At 48.8% G+C, this 19604-nt stretch carries 18 protein-coding genes; 14 read left to right on the top strand and 4 right to left on the bottom strand.

Annotation, left to right across the window (positions count from 1 at the left end):
• The first annotated feature begins 237 nt into the window (after positions 1-237).
• The 9 genes from pyrR (at position 238) to pilQ (ending at position 9727) form a co-directional block, all read left to right on the top strand.
• Positions 238-795: a bifunctional pyr operon transcriptional regulator/uracil phosphoribosyltransferase PyrR gene (gene pyrR / locus HUF13_RS11505; RefSeq protein WP_173388950.1), complete on the top strand. Its 558-nt coding sequence runs from the start codon at positions 238-240 to the stop codon at positions 793-795.
• Between the two features lies 1 nt (position 796).
• Positions 797-1738 (top strand): aspartate carbamoyltransferase catalytic subunit, encoded by a 942-nt coding sequence (locus HUF13_RS11500; protein WP_012820097.1) that lies wholly within the window; start codon positions 797-799, stop codon positions 1736-1738.
• Positions 1725-2984: a dihydroorotase gene (locus HUF13_RS11495; RefSeq protein ID WP_173475262.1), complete on the top strand. Its 1260-nt coding sequence runs from the start codon at positions 1725-1727 to the stop codon at positions 2982-2984. The genes HUF13_RS11500 and HUF13_RS11495 overlap by 14 nt, the downstream gene beginning before the upstream one ends.
• 13 nt (positions 2985-2997) lie before the next feature.
• On the top strand, positions 2998-4029 hold the full coding sequence (locus HUF13_RS11490) for a PilZ domain-containing protein (protein ID WP_173475261.1): 1032 nt from the start codon (positions 2998-3000) through the stop codon (positions 4027-4029).
• 90 nt (positions 4030-4119) lie between these two features.
• On the top strand, positions 4120-5268 hold the full coding sequence (pilM, locus tag HUF13_RS11485) for a pilus assembly protein PilM (protein ID WP_173475260.1): 1149 nt from the start codon (positions 4120-4122) through the stop codon (positions 5266-5268).
• Positions 5268-5879 (top strand): PilN domain-containing protein, encoded by a 612-nt coding sequence (locus HUF13_RS11480; RefSeq protein ID WP_173475259.1) that lies wholly within the window; start codon positions 5268-5270, stop codon positions 5877-5879. The genes pilM and HUF13_RS11480 overlap by 1 nt, the downstream gene beginning before the upstream one ends.
• 1 nt (position 5880) lies before the next feature.
• The gene (locus HUF13_RS11475) at positions 5881-6486 is read left to right on the top strand and encodes a type 4a pilus biogenesis protein PilO (RefSeq protein WP_173475258.1); all 606 of its coding nucleotides are present in this window, start codon (positions 5881-5883) and stop codon (positions 6484-6486) included.
• Positions 6486-8258, top strand: a complete 1773-nt coding sequence (locus HUF13_RS11470) for a hypothetical protein (RefSeq protein ID WP_173475257.1) — start codon at positions 6486-6488, stop codon at positions 8256-8258. Before HUF13_RS11475 ends, HUF13_RS11470 begins: the two co-directional genes overlap by 1 nt.
• Positions 8255-9727: a type IV pilus secretin PilQ gene (gene pilQ, locus HUF13_RS11465; protein WP_173475256.1), complete on the top strand. Its 1473-nt coding sequence runs from the start codon at positions 8255-8257 to the stop codon at positions 9725-9727. Before HUF13_RS11470 ends, pilQ begins: the two co-directional genes overlap by 4 nt.
• Positions 9728-9903: 176 nt before the next feature.
• Here pilQ and holA read toward each other — a convergent pair whose 3' ends face one another.
• Positions 9904-10872 carry a DNA polymerase III subunit delta gene (gene holA / locus HUF13_RS11460; protein ID WP_173475255.1) on the bottom strand — a complete coding sequence of 323 codons (969 nt, stop codon included), beginning with the start codon at positions 10870-10872 and terminating at the stop codon, positions 9904-9906.
• Positions 10873-10875: 3 nt separating this feature from the next.
• Complete coding sequence (greA, locus tag HUF13_RS11455) at positions 10876-11343, bottom strand: transcription elongation factor GreA (protein WP_074208119.1); 468 nt, start codon at positions 11341-11343, stop codon at positions 10876-10878.
• Positions 11344-11417: 74 nt separating this feature from the next.
• On the opposite strand from greA, the gene argJ reads away from it, so the two are divergent.
• From argJ to HUF13_RS11440, 3 genes are all read left to right on the top strand, one after another.
• Entirely contained in the window at positions 11418-12635 is a 1218-nt protein-coding gene (gene argJ, locus HUF13_RS11450; protein ID WP_173475254.1) for a bifunctional glutamate N-acetyltransferase/amino-acid acetyltransferase ArgJ, read from the top strand.
• Positions 12636-12937: 302 nt separating this feature from the next.
• Entirely contained in the window at positions 12938-13642 is a 705-nt protein-coding gene (locus tag HUF13_RS11445; RefSeq protein WP_173475253.1) for a hypothetical protein, read from the top strand.
• Between the two features lie 148 nt (positions 13643-13790).
• Positions 13791-14969, top strand: coding sequence for an iron-containing alcohol dehydrogenase (locus HUF13_RS11440; RefSeq protein ID WP_173475252.1), 1179 nt, complete (start codon positions 13791-13793; stop codon positions 14967-14969).
• Between the two features lie 255 nt (positions 14970-15224).
• Here the strand turns inward: HUF13_RS11440 and HUF13_RS11435 are convergent, their stop codons facing one another.
• Both HUF13_RS11435 and HUF13_RS11430 read right to left on the bottom strand, forming a co-directional pair.
• Positions 15225-16139 (bottom strand): FISUMP domain-containing protein, encoded by a 915-nt coding sequence (locus HUF13_RS11435; protein WP_173475251.1) that lies wholly within the window; start codon positions 16137-16139, stop codon positions 15225-15227.
• 9 nt (positions 16140-16148) lie between these two features.
• Positions 16149-17267: a glycosyl hydrolase family 8 gene (locus HUF13_RS11430; protein WP_304039112.1), complete on the bottom strand. Its 1119-nt coding sequence runs from the start codon at positions 17265-17267 to the stop codon at positions 16149-16151.
• Positions 17268-17343: 76 nt separating this feature from the next.
• Here HUF13_RS11430 and HUF13_RS11425 point away from each other — a divergent pair, with 76 nt between their 5' ends.
• Both HUF13_RS11425 and HUF13_RS11420 read left to right on the top strand, forming a co-directional pair.
• Positions 17344-18210, top strand: coding sequence for an NAD(P)/FAD-dependent oxidoreductase (locus HUF13_RS11425; protein ID WP_173475250.1), 867 nt, complete (start codon positions 17344-17346; stop codon positions 18208-18210).
• A gap of 258 nt (positions 18211-18468) precedes the next feature.
• Entirely contained in the window at positions 18469-19410 is a 942-nt protein-coding gene (locus tag HUF13_RS11420) for a hypothetical protein (RefSeq protein ID WP_173475249.1), read from the top strand.
• The last annotated feature ends 194 nt before the right edge of the window (positions 19411-19604 follow it).

Raw genomic sequence — 19604 nt, 5'->3', positions numbered from 1 at the left:
GCCCCTAAAAAAACTACATTCTCATTGTCATCTGATACTTATGTTATGACTGAGGAATGAAAATGAATGTAGTCCTTCTAGAACAGTATGGATCCCCTCCCTTAAGGTCGAGGATGACTCATTTAAGTTCTAGGCTCTATATTCTACGAACTGAAACCTAATCACTGACTACTTACTACTGTCTTTATTAACCATTAACAACTGACTACTTCCTACTGTCTACTTCCTACTATTAATATGAATGATAATTGCAAAAAAGTAAGCGAGCTTCTTTCGGCGCAGACGATGGAATTTGCGCTCGACGAAATGGCTGCAAAAATAGCGAAAATGCATCCGTCTGCCGATAACATGATTGTCCTCGGCATGGCTAGTCGCGGTATTCCGCTGGCAAAAAAGCTAACGGAACGCCTCTCCCAAAAGTTTGGAAAGCCCATCGAAATGGGCAGCCTCGATGCCACGTATTATCGTGACGACTTCCACTACCGCCAAAAAGTGGCGACCGAAATGCGCTTTACCGAAATGCCCGCCTCGGTCGAAAACAAGACGGTCATTCTTGTGGATGACGTGCTTTACACGGGGCGCTCGGCTCTTGCCGCCATGCGTTCGATTTTGGACCTTGGCCGTCCGGCAGCTATCCGCCTTTGCGTGCTGGTGGACCGTGGACATCGCGAACTCCCGATTGCGCCTGATTGCGTAGGCCTTACGGTCGAAACTGCAAAGAATCAGGAAGTCCGCGTGGCAATCGACCCGATTGACAAAGAAAATTCCGTTTATCTCGTAGAAGTGGAGGCATAGCGTGAGCGCTTTGGAAATTAAACACCTGTTTGGACTCCGTGGAGTGTCCAAGCATGATATCCGATTGATTCTGGACCATGCGAAACAGTTCCGCGAAATTCTCGAACGCCCGGTCAAGAAAGTTCCGAGCCTCCGGGGCATGACGGTCGTGAACTTGTTCTTCGAGAACAGTACCCGCACGCGCACTAGCTTTGAACTTGCCGAAAAGCGCCTTTCTGCCGATACGGTGAACTTCGCAAGCTCCAACTCCAGTGTCAAGAAGGGCGAAACGCTTGTGGATACGCTCCGCAATATCGAAGCGATGAAGATTGACATTGTCGTTGTGCGCCACAAGGGAACGGGCGTGCCGAAGTTCCTTGCAGACAATAGCAACGCGATTATTGTGAACGCTGGCGACGGTGCGCACGAACACCCGACGCAGGCTCTTCTCGACATGCTGACGATTGAAGAAAAGCTTGGGACGCTCGAAGGCAAGAACGTGACAATCATTGGCGATATCCGCCATAGCCGCGTGGCCCGCAGTAACCTCTGGGGCATGTCCACGATGGGCGCTCATGTGACGCTCTGCGGACCTTCGACGCTTGTTCCGCGCAATACGGACCTCATGAATCATGTGACGTGGGAACCGGATGTGAAGAAGGCTGTCGCTAACGCCGATGCCATCATCGCTCTCCGTTTGCAGAAAGAACGCATGGACGATGCCCTTCTCCCCAGCATGCGCGAATATCGTAACACGTTCGGCATCACGGAAGAACTCCTCGAATGCGCTAAGGACAAGGTCATCATCATGCATCCGGGTCCAATCAACCGCGGCGTGGAACTCGATTCCGATATCGCCGATGGCGAACATTCTGTAATTCTTGATCAGGTGACCAACGGTGTCGCCGTCCGTATGGCCGTTCTCTTCCTTTTGGCTGGAGGTCGCAACAATGAAAATGCGTAAACCTTGTAAGGGTCGTCTTGTGAATGTCGTTCTGAAAAATGCAAAGTTCTGGAATGGCAAGTCTTTTGAACTTCAGAACGAAGTTCGCCTGAATGTTTGCGAAAATGCCGAAACGAGTGAATTTGACTGTAACGGCGCTCTTGTAATGCCTGCCCTCTTTGGGCTTGGCCTTGATTTTATGGAACCGCTTCGCGATGACGTTTATACGTTTGTCGATGGCTTTGATGCAATGCGCAAGGGCGGTTTTTACGGTGGCCTTTATGAAAGTGCCGCAAACCCGATTGACGATGCAGACAAGTTTACTGCCATGGTAAACCGCTTCAAGTCCGAAGAACGCGGCGAAAGCGCTTTCGATATAAAGTTCCTTGGTGCTTATAGCAAGGGCTTTGGTACAGATAGTTTGGCTGAAATGGTTGAACTTGCCGAAGCTGGTGTCGCTGGTTTTGGCGATGGCAATGGCGTGATTCCGCATTCAAGGTTCCTCCGCTTGGCGATGGAATACGGCAAGATGACGGGCAAGCGTTTTTTCTTCCAGCCGATGGACAAGACGCTCCGCCACAGCGGTTGTGTTCACGAAGGCGCTTATTCCGACATGCTTGGCATGAAGGGCATTCCTCGTATTGCAGAAACGATTGCTGCATACACGGTGCTTGAGGCTGCGCGATTCTTGCAGGTGCCGGTACACTTCAAACAAGTGACCTGCGGCGAAACATTGGAACTTGTTCGCAATGCCCGCAAGAACGGCATTGATGTTACATGCGACGTTGGGCTTTACCACTTGCTGTTGGATGATTCTTGCCTTGAAACGCTGGATTCTGCTTACCACATCTTGCCGCCGATCCGTTCGGCTGCTGACCGCGATGCTTTGTGGCAGGGCGTTGTTGATGGAACCGTTAATGCCATTAGCATGAACCATACGCCGGTGCTCCGTCAAGATACCGTCGTGAACTTCGAAGATTCTGTGCCGGGCGCTCTTTCCTTGGAAGTTGCACTCCCTGCAATTTGGAATAAACTTGTGGCTAAGGTGGGCGAGGCTCGCGCTATCGAACTTCTTTCGACTGCACCAGCTCGTTTGGCCTGTTCTGAACCTGCTGCAAACAACGTTGTCGTGTTTGCGCCGGATAGACCGCACATGGTCGTCGAAAGTGATTTTGCCGGTCACGTTTGCAATTCTCCGCTTGTGGGCAAGGAACTCCCGTCGTCCATACTCGCCACCTTCATCAATGGTGTCTGGACGGAATTGTAATAAGTGAGGATCGATGGGTAGCGTTCTTCATGAAGTTTGGAAAATTTTCCAATTCTATATACTTCCGGTTCTTCCGTTTGTAGCGCTTGTGCTGATTGAAATTCAGCTCATGTACAATCGTCGCGAAAATGAAGTGATGTTTGGTACAGATTCGTTCGACGAGAAGATCAAGGCGTTCCAGTTTACGCCCAAAGAAGTGCGTACTTTGGAAAAGCTGGTGCGTTCGTCCAAGTTCGAGAACAAGGACGCCGTGCTGAATTCTTCTGGACTTTTTGAAGCCGCGGTCTCGGAGTTTTACCGCATCCGTAATGTGTTCTCTGTCCGCGATGAAACGCTTGATGCGATTGCAGGATTAAGGCGCAAAATGGATTTTACGGGTTCCAATCCACTGACGATGGTTTGCTCGACAAGGCAGTTCAATGTGGACGATCGTGTGGATTTGGAAGTCGAAGGCGGGCAGGTCTTTAAACGCGCAAAAATTTATGCTCGTTCGGAAAAAATTTGGAGTATAAAGATGGACTGCAATCCAGGGCTTGCAAAATCGCTGTTGGGAACGCATGTCCTTATCCGCTGGACTCGCGCGAATGACGCCGTTTATTCGATCAGGCTACCAGTGCAGGCCGTCTCTTCAGATATCTTGGTCTTAAACCACAGTGACAAGCTCGACAAGGAACAGCTGCGTAAGTGGCTTCGTGAAGTTGTCGATTTTCCGGTTGTGGCTACGTTCTCCAATGGTGAAAAACATTCGGGCGTGCTCTATGACTTGTCGGCTGGCGGTATTTTGCTCGGACTTGCCGAGGACTGTAAGCCGGACCAGCGGTTTTCGATCACGTTTGAACTTCCGACTTTTGGTGAACAGAATGTGGATGTTAGGGTTTTGAACAATCTTGGTCACCGAAATCCCGATTTTCCACTATATAACTCTATTTCGGCAGTGTTTACTGGATCGTATGCTTGGACTCAGGAACGAGTCTTACAGTACATTTTTGAGGTAAATCGCAAATCAAAAATGAAGAAAAAGGCTCCAAATGACGTTCTAACTTAGATTTATATGATTTAGAGTTCATTTTTCTCTTGACATTCGCTGTTTATGAAAGTAAAATTTACATAGTATTGTTTCCTATCGGAGTTTATTTTGGCTTTAGGGTTGATTGCTAGAATTCGTGGAGAGCGCGAAACTGTTGGCATAGATGTTGGCCACTACAGCATCAAGTACGTTAAGGTCTACCATGATGCTAACGGTAAAAGAATCGTGCGCGAAGTGGACTTGGAACCTGTTCCGGCAGGCTCCATCATCAATGGTATAATTCAAAGACGTGAGTCCGACGATTTGGCGGCGGATAACGGAGGGAAGAAAGAGAAGGACGGCTTCGACAAGTTGGGCGAAGCGTTCTCCAAGTTGATGCTTCGCCATTCGATTGATGAAAATGTGGATGTTGTGGCTTCGGTGAACTGCGGTGCCGGTGAAGGTGGCGTGCTTGTGGACCGCCTCTCGATCAAGGTTCCGAAAAACAGTAACGAAGACGCTGTTATCGTCCAGACTGCGCAGTCCCGTCCGCCTTTCGACGACCAGGACAACGTTCTGGACTACGAAGTTGTTTCTCGTGAAGGGGAAGAAGTCAAGGTGAACGTGGTTGCTGCAAAGAGCGCCATGCTTGATTCTTGGGTTCAATTCTTTACACGCAAGGGCGTTAAACTTTCGGCCTTGGATGTCGATATTTTTGGCTTGATGAATTCATTTGTTATGACCGCTTCTGAAGAAGACCGCAAGAAGACGACGGCTATCTTCAATATCGGCGATAACAAGATGAGTGTGGGCTTTATCCAAGACGGTACTTTCCATTCTGTTCGATCCATGAATGGTGGTGCGTTGAATGTTATTGTCAACAAACTATCTTCGAACCTTGACATTTCTGCCGAGAAATGCCATGAAATTTTCGAGAAAAATGACTTGAAGGTTGTTGATAACGTAGCAATCTCTGTTCTAGAAGATGCAATGAATGTTGCATTTGACGAATTGATGTCGCAAATTACATTTGGTATCCGTTACCATTCTTCTGCCGAAGATTCTCGCCCGCTCGAAAGAATCTTGATTGGCGGCGGCGGTGCTACTGTTCCGGGTCTCTTGGAATACATTGCCGAAAAGACCGGAATCGAAACGGGAACCGTTAACCCCTTCCGTTCTGTAGAATGTGATTCTAGCGTGGTCGATAAGGAAGGTATGTCGGTTGCCTTGTCTAACATTTACGCCCCGGCTTTGGGACTTGCAATGAGGAAGTTCTAATGGCTAAGAAAAAAATTAAAAGTGCCAATAAGGCTCTTGCAATTACGATCAACCTTTTGCCGGGCGACAATCGCAAAAAGCAAAAGGACTTGACGTGGCTTACCGACCGTCGTATCGTGTGGCCTACAATCTTTTTTATTCTTGCTATTTTTGCATCTGTGTTCGTTTATGCTTACACATTGCAGGAAATTGCAAGTACTGAATCTGAACTCCAGTCCGTGCGAGCCTCGGTTGAACGTGAACGCCCGTTGCTCAAGAAGATTAGCGAACTCGAAAAGCACCAGTCCATTATCAATACAAAGATCAATGCGCTCAAGTCTATCCAGATCAGCAAAAAACGCTGGGTAGTGCTGTTCGAGAACATTTCTTCTGTGTTGCCCCCGAACATGTGGCTTTTGAGCTTGTCGCAGGTGGGCGAATTTAACCTCGAAATGAGGGGCACGACGTTTGACTTTTCCGAAGTTGCGGAATATATGGTCAAGCTAGAAAAGCAGATCAGCGTAGAGAAAGTCTCGCTTGTTTCCATCTCGACAACCAAGGTAGACGGCGACGAGGCCTACAGCTTTACACTCAAGGTCGAACTCAAACGCGATCTTGGAGAGGAGGGTTGATATGGGCAACCTTAATATTGATTTTAAAGACAAAAAGAACGTATACTGCATTGCGATGATTGTTGCCATCCTGCTTATGGGATATTCAGTGTATGCGTATGTGTGGGATCCGTTCCAAATTGAATATGAAAATCTTGATGGCCAGTTGAAGTCCGCTAAGAGCGAACTTGCTAAGATTGAGTCCAAAAAGCATCGTGTGGCTGAACTCGAAATGCAATTGGCTCAGGCCGAAAAGGATTTCCAGAAATTGAAGGAAATGTTCCCAGAAGAAGAAAAAGTTCCGCTGCGTTTGCAGGACCTTTATTCTGTGTTGCGTAGCTCTGGTGTGCAGATCCAGAAGTTTAATCCGGAAGGTCGTTCTGAAAGAGAACACTATGTTGAAAACCGCTATTCCATTGCGGTCAATTCCGGTTACCACATGCTCGGATATTTGTTTGCTGAAATTGCAAACTTCAACTATCCGACTGCAATTTCGAACTTGAAGCTTTCCCGCTACTCTGGCATTGCTGCCGAAGTGCAGAAGGCTGAATCTCACGGTTGGACTCCGATTACCATGTCGGTGAACTTCAACTTGACCACTTATACATCCAAGAAGGTTGGCAAATAATGAAATGCAAGTTCCTTCTTATGCTATTATCGAGTGCCGTAGCTCTGCAGGCTGCGCTTATTAAGGATGTCCGCTTTAATTGCGCGAAGACTTGTCAGCTGGAATTCCAGTTTGCCTCTGACAAGAATTTGCCGACATTCTTCCAGAAGTATGAAAACGCTTCGAAAATGTTGACGGTCGGTTTTTCCGAAACGGATTTTGCCCTTGGTGTGGGTAGCTACAACATTGACGTTTCGTCACCGTTTATTCGTGCCATGAGTGTTACTAAGGAACCCTATCGTGGTATGAATTTCTTGATGATTCGTATGCCGGTGGGGGCATCCGTCAATACGGACAAGAATGCGATTGGCTTGGACAAGTCGAGCTTCTTATTGAAGTTTGCATCAAAGGAAGGCAAGTCCTGGACGCTTTCGAAGCTTTATGCAAACAACAAGAAAGCTGCAGAAAAGGCCGCTCGTGACGAGGAAAAGCGCATGGCTGCCGAACGCAAGGCCGCCGAAAAACAGGCTCTTCTAGATCGCAAGGCCGCTGAAAAGCAAGCCGCTCTTGACCGTAAGGCTGCTCGCGAAGAAGAAAAGCGCTTGGCTGCTGAACGCAAGGCTGCCGAAAAGCAAGCCCTGCTCGAACGCAAAGCCGCTGAAAAGGCTACTCGCGACAATATCGCCCAGGCCGCGGCTCCGACTGGAGTTTCTGCCCTGCTCGAAGGTCTTAAGGAAATGACGGTGATTATCGGTTCTGGCATGGAACAGTTCCGCTTGGTTGCTAATACTAGGTTGAGCATCGATAAGATTTCTATGCCGAATAGCACCTTTATTATAAAAGTTGCTATTAAAGGACCGGAACGTTCTCCTGTGTTCAAGGTTGGTGCAGGATCTCTCGTCAAGTCTGTTTACTGGGATATGGATGGTCTCAACATCCAGCTTTCGGCTGGGGCAAAGCCCGCTATTTTGGTGCAGGAAGGCGCCTTGATTTTGCAGACTGCTGAAAATGCGGTCCGTCGCGATGGCTTTGTGTTCTGGAGCGCTCGTCCGAACGGTATCTATGTTCGTGACTGGATGAAGTCTCCGGATGCTGTTCCGGAATTCTCGGAATTTGTGAAGTCTTACGAAAAGGATAGCAAGAAGGTTGTGGCTAGCACCCAGACATTCCATTTGCGCCCGGTATTGCGCGAATTGATTGTCGTTGCTGACGAAACGGAATTCTTTGCAGCTCCGAGCGAAAAGTCTCAAGTCATGCAGCGTGTTGTCTTTGGTGACCGCCTCGTGAATATGGATTTGACAGGTCTCTATCGCAAGGTGCAAATTGGCAACAGGATTGGTTATGTGAACCGTCGTGCCGTAAGCTTTACAGATGAGCTTTCTGCCGTGCAGATGGAACGCCTCAAAAAGGTGGACCAGGAACGCGGTGAAACGCTTACGCAGGGGATGAAACCTGTTGGAAGTGCTCTTGATGTTCTTTACGAAGATCGTGTGACTTACAGTTCCTTCGGTCGTCGTGATCCGTTTGTTGAAATCAAGGGCTTGGTTGAAGAAGGTATCAATATCGACCAGGTTGAATTGGTGGGTATTATTTGGGAAGCCGAGGAGCCGGTGGCTATTCTCGTCGAAACCAAGAATCCGGGTGTGTCTTATACGCTTAAGGAAGGCGATAAGATCATGAACGGAAAGGTTCTTAAAATTACACAAACTGATGTGCTCTTCTTGATTCAGGAATTCGGGGTGAGCCGTCGCTACTCTATGGGTCTTCCCGATAAATTTGGGGGTCAAAAGTGAAAAAGCTGACTAAAATTCTGACGATTCTTATCATGGTGGCAAGTTTTGCTACCGCTTGGGCGGCTCCCGCTGAGGGCTCGGTTGCTCCGAATAAGAAATTATATGACTTCAACTTCGTCAACATGGACTACGAAGCTATTTTCCGCTCTGTGTCGGTGATTGCTGGCGTGGACATTTTGATAGCCCCCGATGTCAAAGGTAAAATCAGCTTGCGCGTGACCAAGAAAACATGGCAAGAAACCTTGGACATTATTTGTAACATGAATGACCTCACGTGGGTTATTCAGGACAAGTACATTTCAATCCAGCGCCAGAGTACCTACCAGGCTAAGCAGAAAAAGCTTGCTGACGAAGAAAATCAGGCCGAAATGACTGCTCCGCTCGTTCGTAAGAACTTCCAGGTGCATCACGCCAAGGCTGATGAACTTGTCAAGGTGCTTGAAAACATGAAGTCCAACCGCGGCAAGATTTCTGTCGTGGAACGCACGAACTCCATCATCGTTTACGATACGGAAAGCAAAATCGAGCAGATGGGCAACGCTTTGACCGAACTTGACGTCGAAACGCTCCAGATCATGATTACCGCAAAGCTCGTGGTCGTGAACAGCGAACTTGCTCGCGAACTCGGTGTGGACTGGACTGCTACGATGGGTTCTGCTGCACTTACGCCGGGTACGGCAGTGGCTTCTGGTGGCGCAACGGCTGGATCTAGCCGAATCAGCGGTGCCATTCAGTCTTTCCCGAACGGAAAGGGAACTTCTCCGGCTGTGGGTAACGCCAGTACCGCTATTACGGCAAGCCTCTTGGATAACAATCTCCAAATTGCAATTTCGAACTTGATGGGTGATGCTTCTACGGAAGTGCTCGCCAGCCCGCAGGTTTCTACGCTCGATAACACCGAAGCTCAGGTGTTCATGGGTGACAAGGTTTCTATCCGCGTGATTGACGATAACGGCGAATCTTCGACCAAGATGGTGGAAACGGGTATCAAGCTCACGGTGACGCCGCACGTTTCTGGCGACAACCGCATCTTGCTCGACCTCCATCCGGAAAACAACTCCTATGGCTATGACGAAAAGGGCGAAGTCGTGATTTCGACCCAGGAAGCAAAGACCAAGGTGGTTGTGGCTGATGGTGAAACGGTCGTAATCGGTGGCCTTACCCGTAACGAAAATACGGAAAGCGAAAGCGGCATCCCGTTCCTCAAGGACATTCCGCTTCTCGGAAACCTCTTCAAGTATAGCCGCAAGGCCATCACGAAGAAGGATCTCGTCATCTTTGTGACTCCGAGAATCATTCGCAATTACATTGGCAATGTTGAAATTTCTGAAAAGTCCGAAACGACTTCTAGCGTAGCTGCTCCGGAACTCAAGCCGGTCGAACAGGCTGAAGAAGCTCCGGTTGCAACAGGTGAAACTCCGGAAGCTCCGCTTCCTGAAGAATCTCACGACGATAGCTGGAATCAGTAATTAGGATCGGTATGCCTCTTGAGGCGTACTTGTTATGCCCGACTTGGTCGGGCACTTCTTTTAACAAGAAAAGCCCCGAGGTGAACTCGGGGTTTTGTCATTTAAAATCAAGGTGTTGCACTGAACGGCGAAAAACCGTGAAGTATCCAGTGATGTAAATCTGAAAAAATGCTTGGCTATCGCACCACAAGCGCGGCGAGTGCGAGTTCTTGGCTCATGCGGGTGGGGCACTTGCCGCTTTTCATTTCGTAATTGAGGTCGGCGAGGCGGCGGAGTACGCGGATCAGGAGCGGCTTGCGCCAACGACGGCAGCACTCGGCAGCTTGACCTTTCTTGACGAACATGTAGTAGTTCTTGCCGATTTTCTTGGCAGCCTCTTCGGGAGAAACGCCCTTGGCTGTAAGCGATGCATAGTTCAAGAGCGAGAGCGCGTAGCTGTAGAGCGTGTTGGAAATGCGAATGGCATCCACGCCGCTGTTCAAAAGTTCGTTGAGCTTCTGGACGTAGGCTTTCGCGTCTTGCATCCCGAAGAACCCTTCGATTTCGTAGGTAGGGATGTCGCGCTGGGAGACGACCATCGTTTTCACGAGGTCGAGGGTGATTTTTTTACAGTCCGGTGCGTAAAGGAGAATCTTATCGACTTCTTCGCACACGAGCTTGGTGTCGTTGCCGAGCGCTTCGGCGAGGTACTGCGATGCAGCAGGCTCAATCGCCTTGTTAAAATGCGTCGGGACAACGGCAGAAATCCAGTCGGCCATTTCGTATTGCTTCGGCACGTCGTACTTTTCGACTTTGCAGACTTTCGATAGCGCCTTGTAGAGTTCGCTACTGGCGAGGAGCGTTTCGAAGTCAAAGAGCACTTTGCCGCTTGCTGCATGAGGAATCCATTTGGCGATTGCCTTGCAATCGTCGGTTTTCATGGCTTCGGCTTTGCGTACGACGATGACTTGTTCTGGCGAGAACATCGACACGGAATCGCATGCTTCGATGATGACATCGGAGATGGAGGCGATGTTTGTGTCTGTGGCGTATAGCACCTGCTTGGCCATCGGATCAGAAATCCGGTCGCCAAGAGTTTCGGACAGGAACTTTTCGATTCGCTTGTCCTTGCTGAACTGGTCTTTGCCGATGAGCGTTACGAACATGGGTTACTTGAAATCGATGATTTCGAACTGGTTCTTGCCCTTCGGGGTCACAACTTCAACGACATCGCCGCGCTTTTTGCCCATGAGTGCTGCGCCAATCGGGCTCTTGAAGCTGATTTTGCCGTTGAGGGCATCGGCTTCTTCCGGGGAAACGAGCTGATAGACGATATCGCGCTTGGTCTTCAAGTTCTTGGCGGTAACGGTCGCACCGAACTTGATAGTGTCGGAATTCGTATCAAAAGCAATCACCTGGGCGCGGGCGAGCTGGTCCTGGAGCTTCGGCATTTCGATGTTATCGATAGCGGCGAGGCGCTCCTTAGCGGCATGATATTCTGCGTTTTCACTCAAATCGCCTTGTGCACGGGCATCAACTAATTCTTGAAGTACGCGGGGACGTTCAACATTTTTTAAATTTTCAAGGTCCTTAACGAGCTTGTCGTAAGCCTCTTGTGTAAACATGATCTTTTCCATGCTCTACAAGGTAAAAATTTTAACGGGCTTTGCGAGCCCAGAATCGCAAAGAAAGCTTCTTTTTAGGAGATACTATGTACACTGTGTTGGAAAAAGGCGGCGTTTGCTCCCCCAAGGGCTTTACCGCATCTGGAATTTGCGCTGGAATCAAGGCCAGCGGCAATGCCGATATGGCTCTTCTCAAGAGCGAAAAGGCTGCCCGCTGCTTCGCCGTTTTTACCACCAATAAGGTGAAGGCCGCTCCGGTCCTTTATGACAAAGCTGCCCTCGAACATGCCCACTTTGCTTCGGCCGTGATCGTGAACAGCGGTAACGCCAACGCTTGCACGGGCGAAAAGGGCTATGCCGATGCTGAACGCATGGCTGTGCTTACCGAAGAAGCTCTCAAGCTCACGCCGAAGAGCGTGCTTGTTTGCAGCACGGGTGTTATTGGTCACCTCATGCCGATGGACAAGATTGAAGCTGGTATCCCGAAGCTTGTGGAAAAGCTCCATGCGGATGCTTCCGAAGAATTTGGAAAAGCAATCCTCACAACGGACCTTGCTCTCAAGAGCCACGCTGTGGAAATCAAGACTGAAAAGGGTGTGGTGACGATCGGTGGTGCTTGCAAGGGTTCTGGCATGATCCACCCGAACATGGCAACGATGCTTGCCTTCATCACAACTGACCTTGCTTTGCCGATTGACTTCTTTGCTGAATTCCGCGCCAACATTGCAGACTCCTTCAACGCTATTACGGTCGATGGCGACACCAGCACGAACGACACTTGCATCATGCTTGCTAACGGCATGAGCGGCATCAAGTACGAGGACCTCTCCCTCAGCGAACAGGGCGAATTCCGCGCTGCTTTGACGCTCGTGATGCAGAGCCTCGCCAAGGATATCGTGCGCGATGGTGAAGGTGCAACAAAGCTTATCGAACTCCGCATTGAAAAGGCTGAAAGCCACGAAGAAGCTCTCCGCATGGCCCGCTTCATCGGTACGTCTAACCTCGCCAAGTGCGCTATGTTCGGTGAAGATCCGAACTGGGGCCGAATCCTCAGCAGCGCTGGTTCTAGCGGCTGCAACATGGTTGCCGAACACACGGACCTCTACTTCGGTGAAGTCAAAGTTCTTGAAGGTGGCCGTCCGGTACAGCTGGATGAAAAGCAGACGGCTGCACTGCATGCCGTGGTCCGTCAGCGTGAATACAAAGTAACGCTCGTGTTGAATATCGGCCAGGCTTCTGCAAGCGCATACACTTGCGACTTGAGCTATGGCTACGTGAAGATCAACGCAGAATATACGACCTAAGGTTGTTAGGTGTGAGCTCGGGGCAAGCCCCTTTGAGGTCGCTTCGCTCTGAGCCTTTTTGTCATTCCGGCCTCTGAGCCGGAATCTCCATTATTTCAAGAACGCTTTGGCTTTGCCGAGGCGTTTTTTATTCGTCATTCCTCTTTGAGGCTTGACTGCTGCGGAAATCAAATGAGAATCCACAAGTGGCTTCTCGCTTGATTCCCTTGCACGTCATTCTGAGAAATCTTTGATTTCGAAGAATCCAGTAACATTTAATATTAAATTATATTTTATCGTAAAATTTTTTATTAGAGGTTGGAATGTTTAAGTCGATAAAAATTGTGCTAGTCGCAATGTTTCTCTTGGCTTTAACATCGTTTGCACAAGATAATGGAAAAAAGAATTCCGTTATTCATACGTTTAATTTTGTGATTCCGATTGAACATGAAACTTGGAATGTTCAAAATTGGATGCATGGAGGAGAAACCGTTGAAAACGATTGGAACTTTTGGGGGCTCCAGTTAAATTGGACTCGTTATCTTATCAGTTCAAAAGGTTTTTCTTCGCTGGTGGGAGTGACTGCGGGTTATGTTAAGGAATACGAGGGCAATGTTTTTAATGGATTTGATTTTAATGCAAAATGTGGATGGGGATATTCTTTTGTTTTAAATAAAATGACGTTTGCGTTTCATGGTGTTGTCGGCGTTGATATGAAATATCTCTATTACAATGACAAGAATTTTGATGCTTATGATATAGAACTCGAAGAATATCTCGTAAGGAGTATTCCTGTTTTTGATTTGTTTTTGGGAGCGGATGCTTTTGTCGATTTCCGTATTACGGAACGTCTTGGCGTAACGGCCGGTGTTGACTTGACGACAAATATGTTGGGACGAGGTATGTATTACCGTTCTTTTTATGAAAAGGAAACAGATGAACGCTATTATAAAGACCATTTTACAGTCTACTACTGGATTTCTGGCATCAATATTGTTCCGCACGTAGGCGTTTCGTTAAAATTTTAGTAGCCGTTTTCTCCAGTGAACAAAAAAAATGCTGAAAATCCTGCCGTTGGGTGGGATTTTCTTGTATTTTATAAAAACATAATTTTATGCAGTACGTTGTCATGCCCGCAATGGCGGGCATCTTCGGCTTGATAAAAAAGGATGGAATATGGATAACTTTAATTTCTATAGCCCCACGGAATTTGTATTTGGTAAAGACCGCGAAAATGAATGCGGAGAACTCGTAAAAAAGTATGGCGGCACCAAGGTGCTAATCCATTACGGTAGCGGTTCTGCAGTGCGTTCTGGGCTGATTGACCGCGTGAAGGCGTCGCTCAATGCTGCGGGCGTTTCATTTGTGGAACTTGGCGGCGTGAAGCCGAATCCGCGTGATACCTTGATTTACAAGGGCATCGAGATGGTGCGTGCGAACGGTGTTGATTTCATCCTTGCTGTGGGTGGAGGCTCCGTCATTGATAGTTCTAAGGGAATTGCTGTAGGTGCTCTTTACGATGGCGATTTTTGGGATTTCTATGCGAAAAAGTTGCCGGTCACAAAGGCGCTCCCGATTGGCGTGGTGCAGACGATTTCTGCAGCGGGTTCTGAAGGGAGTGGTGATTCTGTTGTGACAAAAGAAGACGGAATGCTTAAGCGCGATATTGGCGCTGATGTGATTCGTCCGAGATTTGCGGTGCAGAATCCGGCGTTACAGTGCACGTTGCCTGCTTACCAGACGGCTTGCGGTATTACGGACATTATGGCTCATGTTTTTGAACGCTACTTCACGAATACGCTCGAAGTCGAAACGACCGACCGCCTTTGCGAAGCTTTGCTCATTACGATGCTTAAGGAAGGCCCGCGCGCCATGGCCGAACCCGCCAATTACGAGGCTCGTGCGAACATCATGTGGGCGGGTACGGTAGCCCACAATGGCCTTGTGGGCTGTGGGCGCAGTCAGGACTGGAATAGCCACGCGATTGAACATGAGCTCTCGGGACTTTATGACTGCGCCCATGGCGCGGGGCTAGCAGTTATTATGCCTGCGTGGATGGAGTACGTGGTTGACCATAACGTGATGCGTTTTGCGCAGATGGCAACACGCGTTTTTGGTTGCCAAATGAACTTTGAAAATCCGAAAGCGACTGCGCTCGAAGGCATTAAGGCATTCCGTCGATTCTTGCATTCCATCGGCATGCCGATTAACTTTGCAGAGCTAGGCGCCAAGGAAGAAGACATCCCGAAGTTGGTCGAAAAACTGAACCCGGGCGACGGTTGGGGCTTTGTTCCGCTCAAGGCAAAGGACGTGACTGCTATTTATACGATTGCTGCGCATGCCACGCTAGATTAGACGGAAAAATTGAAAAGAAAAAACTCCTCGGTTATGCCGGGGAGTTTTGCTGTATAAAATTTGACTGGATGGGGCAAGCCCCAACCTCTTAGGCTCGGTTATATCCATGCAAGCATGGCTGCAACATTGACGCTTCGCGTCTTGCTAAACGGCTCAGCCATATTTGTGCAAGCACAACTGCGGCGTTCGCCTTGGGGCATACTCGCCTTTTGAGGTTGTCTTCCGCTTTCAGCGTCAGGATGACGTTTTGATTAATTAGTCTTTCAAGCAGCGGAGACTAGCGCCGAAGTTCGGGTCGAACTTTTCGAACTTGGCGAAATCCTTGTCGTGGAAGAATACGAGGACTTCGCCTTCGCTTGTCCAGAAGTAAGCTTTCTTGCCCGCTTCGTCAAACTTGCGATCCTTGATGGCGACATCGCTCTTGGCAAAATGGGCGCCGCCAGCTTTGGCGCCGAATCCGAGTTCATCCTTGCCATTGCCAAAGATTGGAGATTCCGGCTTGATGGGATCCCAGCCGTAACCAGCCTTGAGTACAACGCCTGGCTTTTTGCCTGCAACTTTCAAGAGCTTTTGCCATTCGGCCTTGCTTGGCATGTGGAAACCTTCGAGGCATGCTTTTTGCGCGTTCTGGAAATCATAGAGGCGGCCCCAGTGATTGCATTGCGCACAAATTGCACCGGACGGAGTGGCGAAGTTCATGTTTTCTGCGGTCCAGAGCTGGTCTCCAATGACAATCCATTCATAGGAGTTTCCATCGCGCGGATCCTTGTAGCTACCGCTTGTTGCTGGCGTTCCGTCTTCATTGAATGTCTCGCCGAATGCAATTTGCTTATTTTGCTTGTATTCAGCCTTGGTGGCCACCTTGCCATTCTTGTGGTAGCGGATAACGGTCCCTTCGATGTAACCGTTGGCGTACGGAAGTTCTGTCTGGAGTGTGCCGTCCTTGTAGTATTCCTTGGTGACACCTTCGCGGCGGTCGTTCACGTAGTTCGATTCGCGCTTGAGAGTTCCGTCATCATAGAATTCTTTTTCGAGGCCTTCCTTCTTGTCGTTGACATAGGTGGCTTCGAAGCGGACGTTCCCGTTCGGGTATTTTTCAACACGAACATCGTCACATGCGGTCAAGGCTAATGAACCAGCCGCGATGAATAGAATAAATGGTAGTTTCATGCGTACTCCTTATAGTGTGATTTTTCCCGCCGTAGCGAGTAGCCCAATCATGTATAACATCCCATCGTAATAGCGCCAAAAACGGTAAGGTACAGAGAGCGCCGCCAGTCGTCTTACGAACGGCGTAATGCGTGGATCGTCAATCGGTAGTACTTGTGCAGCAGCAGCGTTCATCGCAATTAACCCCGGTGTCGCGTTTCTGCCTTGGTGCGGGTACGGACCGCCATCGACGGAGTAATCGGAAAGGTAAGGTGTGCTGTTCTGGAAAAAATGCAAAATACGTTCGCAGATTTCTTTTTCGCTCTCGTGCCCGCGGAAGATTGAATAGTCGAGGCTTAAATTGAGCGCTACGCGCCAGGCATCACCGCTAAAGTTGTTGCTTTCGGGGAACCAGGGCATGGCTTTGGGGGTGCCGTCGTATTCAGAGTAATCAGGGCAAAGTCCTGTTGTGGGATGGGCGGCTTTTTGCAAAAATTCAATACTTGCGTTTGCGACTTCAAACCAGGATTCATCGCCCGTGGCTTCGGCAAATATGCGGTAGAACGCCATGGTGTGGTAGCTCGGGTCGGTAAAGTCGTTTCCGAGAACGGGGGAGAATTTGATGATTTTCCGTTCGGGGTCTATAATCGGTCCGACGAGTTCGTTTACCGGTTTGTATTTAATGTCGTTGATGAGCTCGATAGCCTCGCGACGGAGGTCTTCGCGGTTGAATCGCTTTGCTGCAATAAGGAGTGCTGTGGCGAAATATTCTTCGCTATCCGGTGCTGCACCAGGATCCATCATGGAAAAGTCCGTGGTGTTGACTTGCCATGAAAAATATCCTTTGTGTGGACCTTCATTGTTGCGGACGAATCTTTTGGAAAAGTTCCAAAGTTTGTCGAACGTGACTTCGTGGTCTGTCAGTGCGGCAATGAACATGCCATAGCTCATGCCTTCTGAACGGATGTCGTCGTGCCCAATGTCGATGATGTATGCCATGTCGTCGGATGCTTCAAAATAGATTCGCTCGTCTATCGGGTCGCCCTCAAATAGCTTGCTATAGGCATTCTGAATAAGCTGGTCCGCGAAATTGGGACCATATCCGGCTTCAACAAATAAATCACGCGTAGGGTAGCGTTGCAACATCATTCTCAGTTCCAAAAATTTCTAAATCAGTTATATATTTTAAAATAAATAAATTCGTATCTTAATTGTGGAGGGTCACATGGCAGATATATTGATTTTGGGTTATGGACCGGCTGGAATCTCGGCTGCTCTTTATGGTCTTCGTGCTGGGCTTGAAGTTCAGCTAGTTGGAAAAGGCGTGGGAGCACTTGCCAAAGCTCATAAAATCGAAAATTATTTTGGTCTAGAGAAACCTCTTACGGGTGAAGAACTTGCCGAAGTGGGCAAAAAGCAGGCGCTTGCGCTTGGTGCCCAAATTGTAGATGATGAGGTGACGGACCTCATGTTTGATGGCTTTGGATTTGCGGCTACAGGCTTGAATGGATCGTATCGTGGAAAAGTCTGCGTGATGGCGACTGGCGCTGCCCGTAAAAAAACTCCGATTCCGGGAATGGCAGAAATGGAAGGCCACGGCGTGAGCTATTGCGCTGTTTGCGATGCGTTCTTTTATCGTAAAAAGGATGTGGCTGTGCTTGGTTCGGGCGAATACGCTTTGCACGAAGCGACTGAACTTTTGTCTGTAGTCAATAGTGTTACGTTATTGACGAATGGCGCTGAACTCACGGCAAAGTTCCCAGAAAATGTGAAAATCGAGAACCGCAAAGTTGTGGGGCTTAAGGGCGCGGGCAAGTTTGAAGGCGTGCGTTTTGATGACGGCCTTGAAGAAAATTTTGATGGACTGTTTGTGGCCATGGGTAGCGCGAATGCAACGGATTTGGCTTTGAAAGCTGGCGCTGCGTTCGATGCTGGAAAGCTCGTGCTTGATAAGGATTTCCAGACGACCGTTCCTGGGCTTTTTGCTGCGGGTGACTGCACGGGTGGTACGCTCCAAGTGGCTGTCGCTGTGGGCGAGGGCGCTATCGCAGGCCTCGCTGCGATTAAGTACCTGAGAGAACATAGAGAATAGACGAAAGAACGGACCTGCGGTCCTACAGACGAGAGACGAAAGAATAGTAGACTTTGGGTCTGTCATCCTGTGCTTCGCTTGGACGATGATGACACTTCCTACCGTCTACAGTTTACCGCCTACTAAAAAATGCGACGCGTTACTTTACTCACAAATCCTGACGTCTGCAATTTGCGTTGTCCGCTGTGTTTTTTGAACCAGCGGGCTTTACTTCATTGTGATGCTTCAAATGCTAGAGATGATAATCGGGATTGTGTGTTGGATAGTGAAAATGCGCGCTTAGCGAATAGTAACGGGGAACGTTTTTCTGATTGTAATAAGGAACGTAATTGCAATAAGGAACGCCGCGCGCTTGGCATGGGCGAAATGCCTTTTGAAGTTGCGCGGACGGCGATTGAAAAGTATGCCGCGGAGCGAGATGTTTCGGGTAAACGCTTGTTGCGAGAAGTGATTCCTTCGACAATGGGGGAACCGCTACTTTATTCGCATTTTGACGAACTGATAGAGTTGTGCGGTGCGCTTGGGCTACCGCTAAATATCACGACGAACGGAACGTTCTCTGGAAAGTGGGGGCGTGAAGAATGTTTGGCGAAGTTGTTGTGTGCTTGTAGCGATATTAAGGTGAGCTATTTGGCGTCGGAACAGTTTGATGGCTGGAAAGCGAACGTTGAAAAGTTGGTTCGGTTGCGAGACAAGTTGCGCGGGAATGCTTACAGCGCGGGTGTAGCTAGCTGCGCGAATGTTGGTTGCGCGGGGACTGCTGATGTGGAATGCGCGGAAACTTCGAAATCGAGAGTCGCAGAATCGAGAAGCGCTGGGACTGCAAAATCAAGAATCGCGACGGTCTCGTTGCAAGTGACGCTGCATAAAAAGAATTTGCAAGAGGTGCCTGCGTTGGTGGAATGGGCAACTGCGATTGGAATTGATAGAATCAAGTGGAATAAAGTGGTGTTGTTGAAATGTGTTCCACCTGAATTTCGAAAAGAGTATGAACTTACTGAAGACGATGTAGCTTTGCTGCGGTCTCGACTGAAGTCGACTAATGTACATTGTGAAGGGAGCCTTTTCTTTGACCGTTCCGCGGGCTTGTGCCCCGTTGGCGGCCTGTGCGGGTCTTGCCCGTTTGCAGACGAAGTGTGGGTTTGGCCTGACAGTCACGAGGATCACTGCCCGAATCCTGAAAAACGATTTGGACAGTAAGAGTCGAAAGAAGCAAAAACTTCTCACTAGGCAAGGACGATTGAAAAAGAGAATGCTCTAGGTTATATTTAAAACTATGGACGTGCAACATCTTCTGTGGACGGTTCTTCAAAATCAAAAAAGTTTGAGGTGATTTTATGTCAAAGTCCCGAAAGATAACTCCTGTTTCCATTTGCAGTTTGGCTGACGCTGAT

It is taken from the genome of Fibrobacter succinogenes (assembly GCF_902779965.1).
Lineage (GTDB): Bacteria > Fibrobacterota > Fibrobacteria > Fibrobacterales > Fibrobacteraceae > Fibrobacter > Fibrobacter succinogenes_F.
The sequence above is the reverse complement of the archived record's forward strand: the minus strand, read 5'-3'. Positions and strand labels throughout refer to the sequence as shown.

Excerpts from the sequence above, each read along its gene's own strand:
- HUF13_RS11480 (WP_173475259.1), top strand. The coding sequence starts at position 5,268 with ATGGCTAAGAAAAAAATTAAAAGTGCCAATAAGGCTCTTGCAATTACG.
- pyrR (WP_173388950.1), top strand. The coding sequence starts at position 238 with ATGAATGATAATTGCAAAAAAGTAAGCGAGCTTCTTTCGGCGCAGACG.
- HUF13_RS11445 (WP_173475253.1), top strand. The coding sequence starts at position 12,938 with ATGTTTAAGTCGATAAAAATTGTGCTAGTCGCAATGTTTCTCTTGGCT.
- HUF13_RS11475 (WP_173475258.1), top strand. The coding sequence starts at position 5,881 with ATGGGCAACCTTAATATTGATTTTAAAGACAAAAAGAACGTATACTGC.
- greA (WP_074208119.1), bottom strand. The coding sequence starts at position 11,343 with ATGGAAAAGATCATGTTTACACAAGAGGCTTACGACAAGCTCGTTAAG.
- HUF13_RS11495 (WP_173475262.1), top strand. The coding sequence starts at position 1,725 with ATGAAAATGCGTAAACCTTGTAAGGGTCGTCTTGTGAATGTCGTTCTG.
- HUF13_RS11435 (WP_173475251.1), bottom strand. The coding sequence starts at position 16,139 with ATGAAACTACCATTTATTCTATTCATCGCGGCTGGTTCATTAGCCTTG.
- HUF13_RS11470 (WP_173475257.1), top strand. The coding sequence starts at position 6,486 with ATGAAATGCAAGTTCCTTCTTATGCTATTATCGAGTGCCGTAGCTCTG.
- holA (WP_173475255.1), bottom strand. The coding sequence starts at position 10,872 with ATGTTCGTAACGCTCATCGGCAAAGACCAGTTCAGCAAGGACAAGCGA.
- HUF13_RS11490 (WP_173475261.1), top strand. The coding sequence starts at position 2,998 with ATGGGTAGCGTTCTTCATGAAGTTTGGAAAATTTTCCAATTCTATATA.
- HUF13_RS11440 (WP_173475252.1), top strand. The coding sequence starts at position 13,791 with ATGGATAACTTTAATTTCTATAGCCCCACGGAATTTGTATTTGGTAAA.
- HUF13_RS11430 (WP_304039112.1), bottom strand. The coding sequence starts at position 17,267 with ATGATGTTGCAACGCTACCCTACGCGTGATTTATTTGTTGAAGCCGGA.
- argJ (WP_173475254.1), top strand. The coding sequence starts at position 11,418 with ATGTACACTGTGTTGGAAAAAGGCGGCGTTTGCTCCCCCAAGGGCTTT.
- HUF13_RS11425 (WP_173475250.1), top strand. The coding sequence starts at position 17,344 with ATGGCAGATATATTGATTTTGGGTTATGGACCGGCTGGAATCTCGGCT.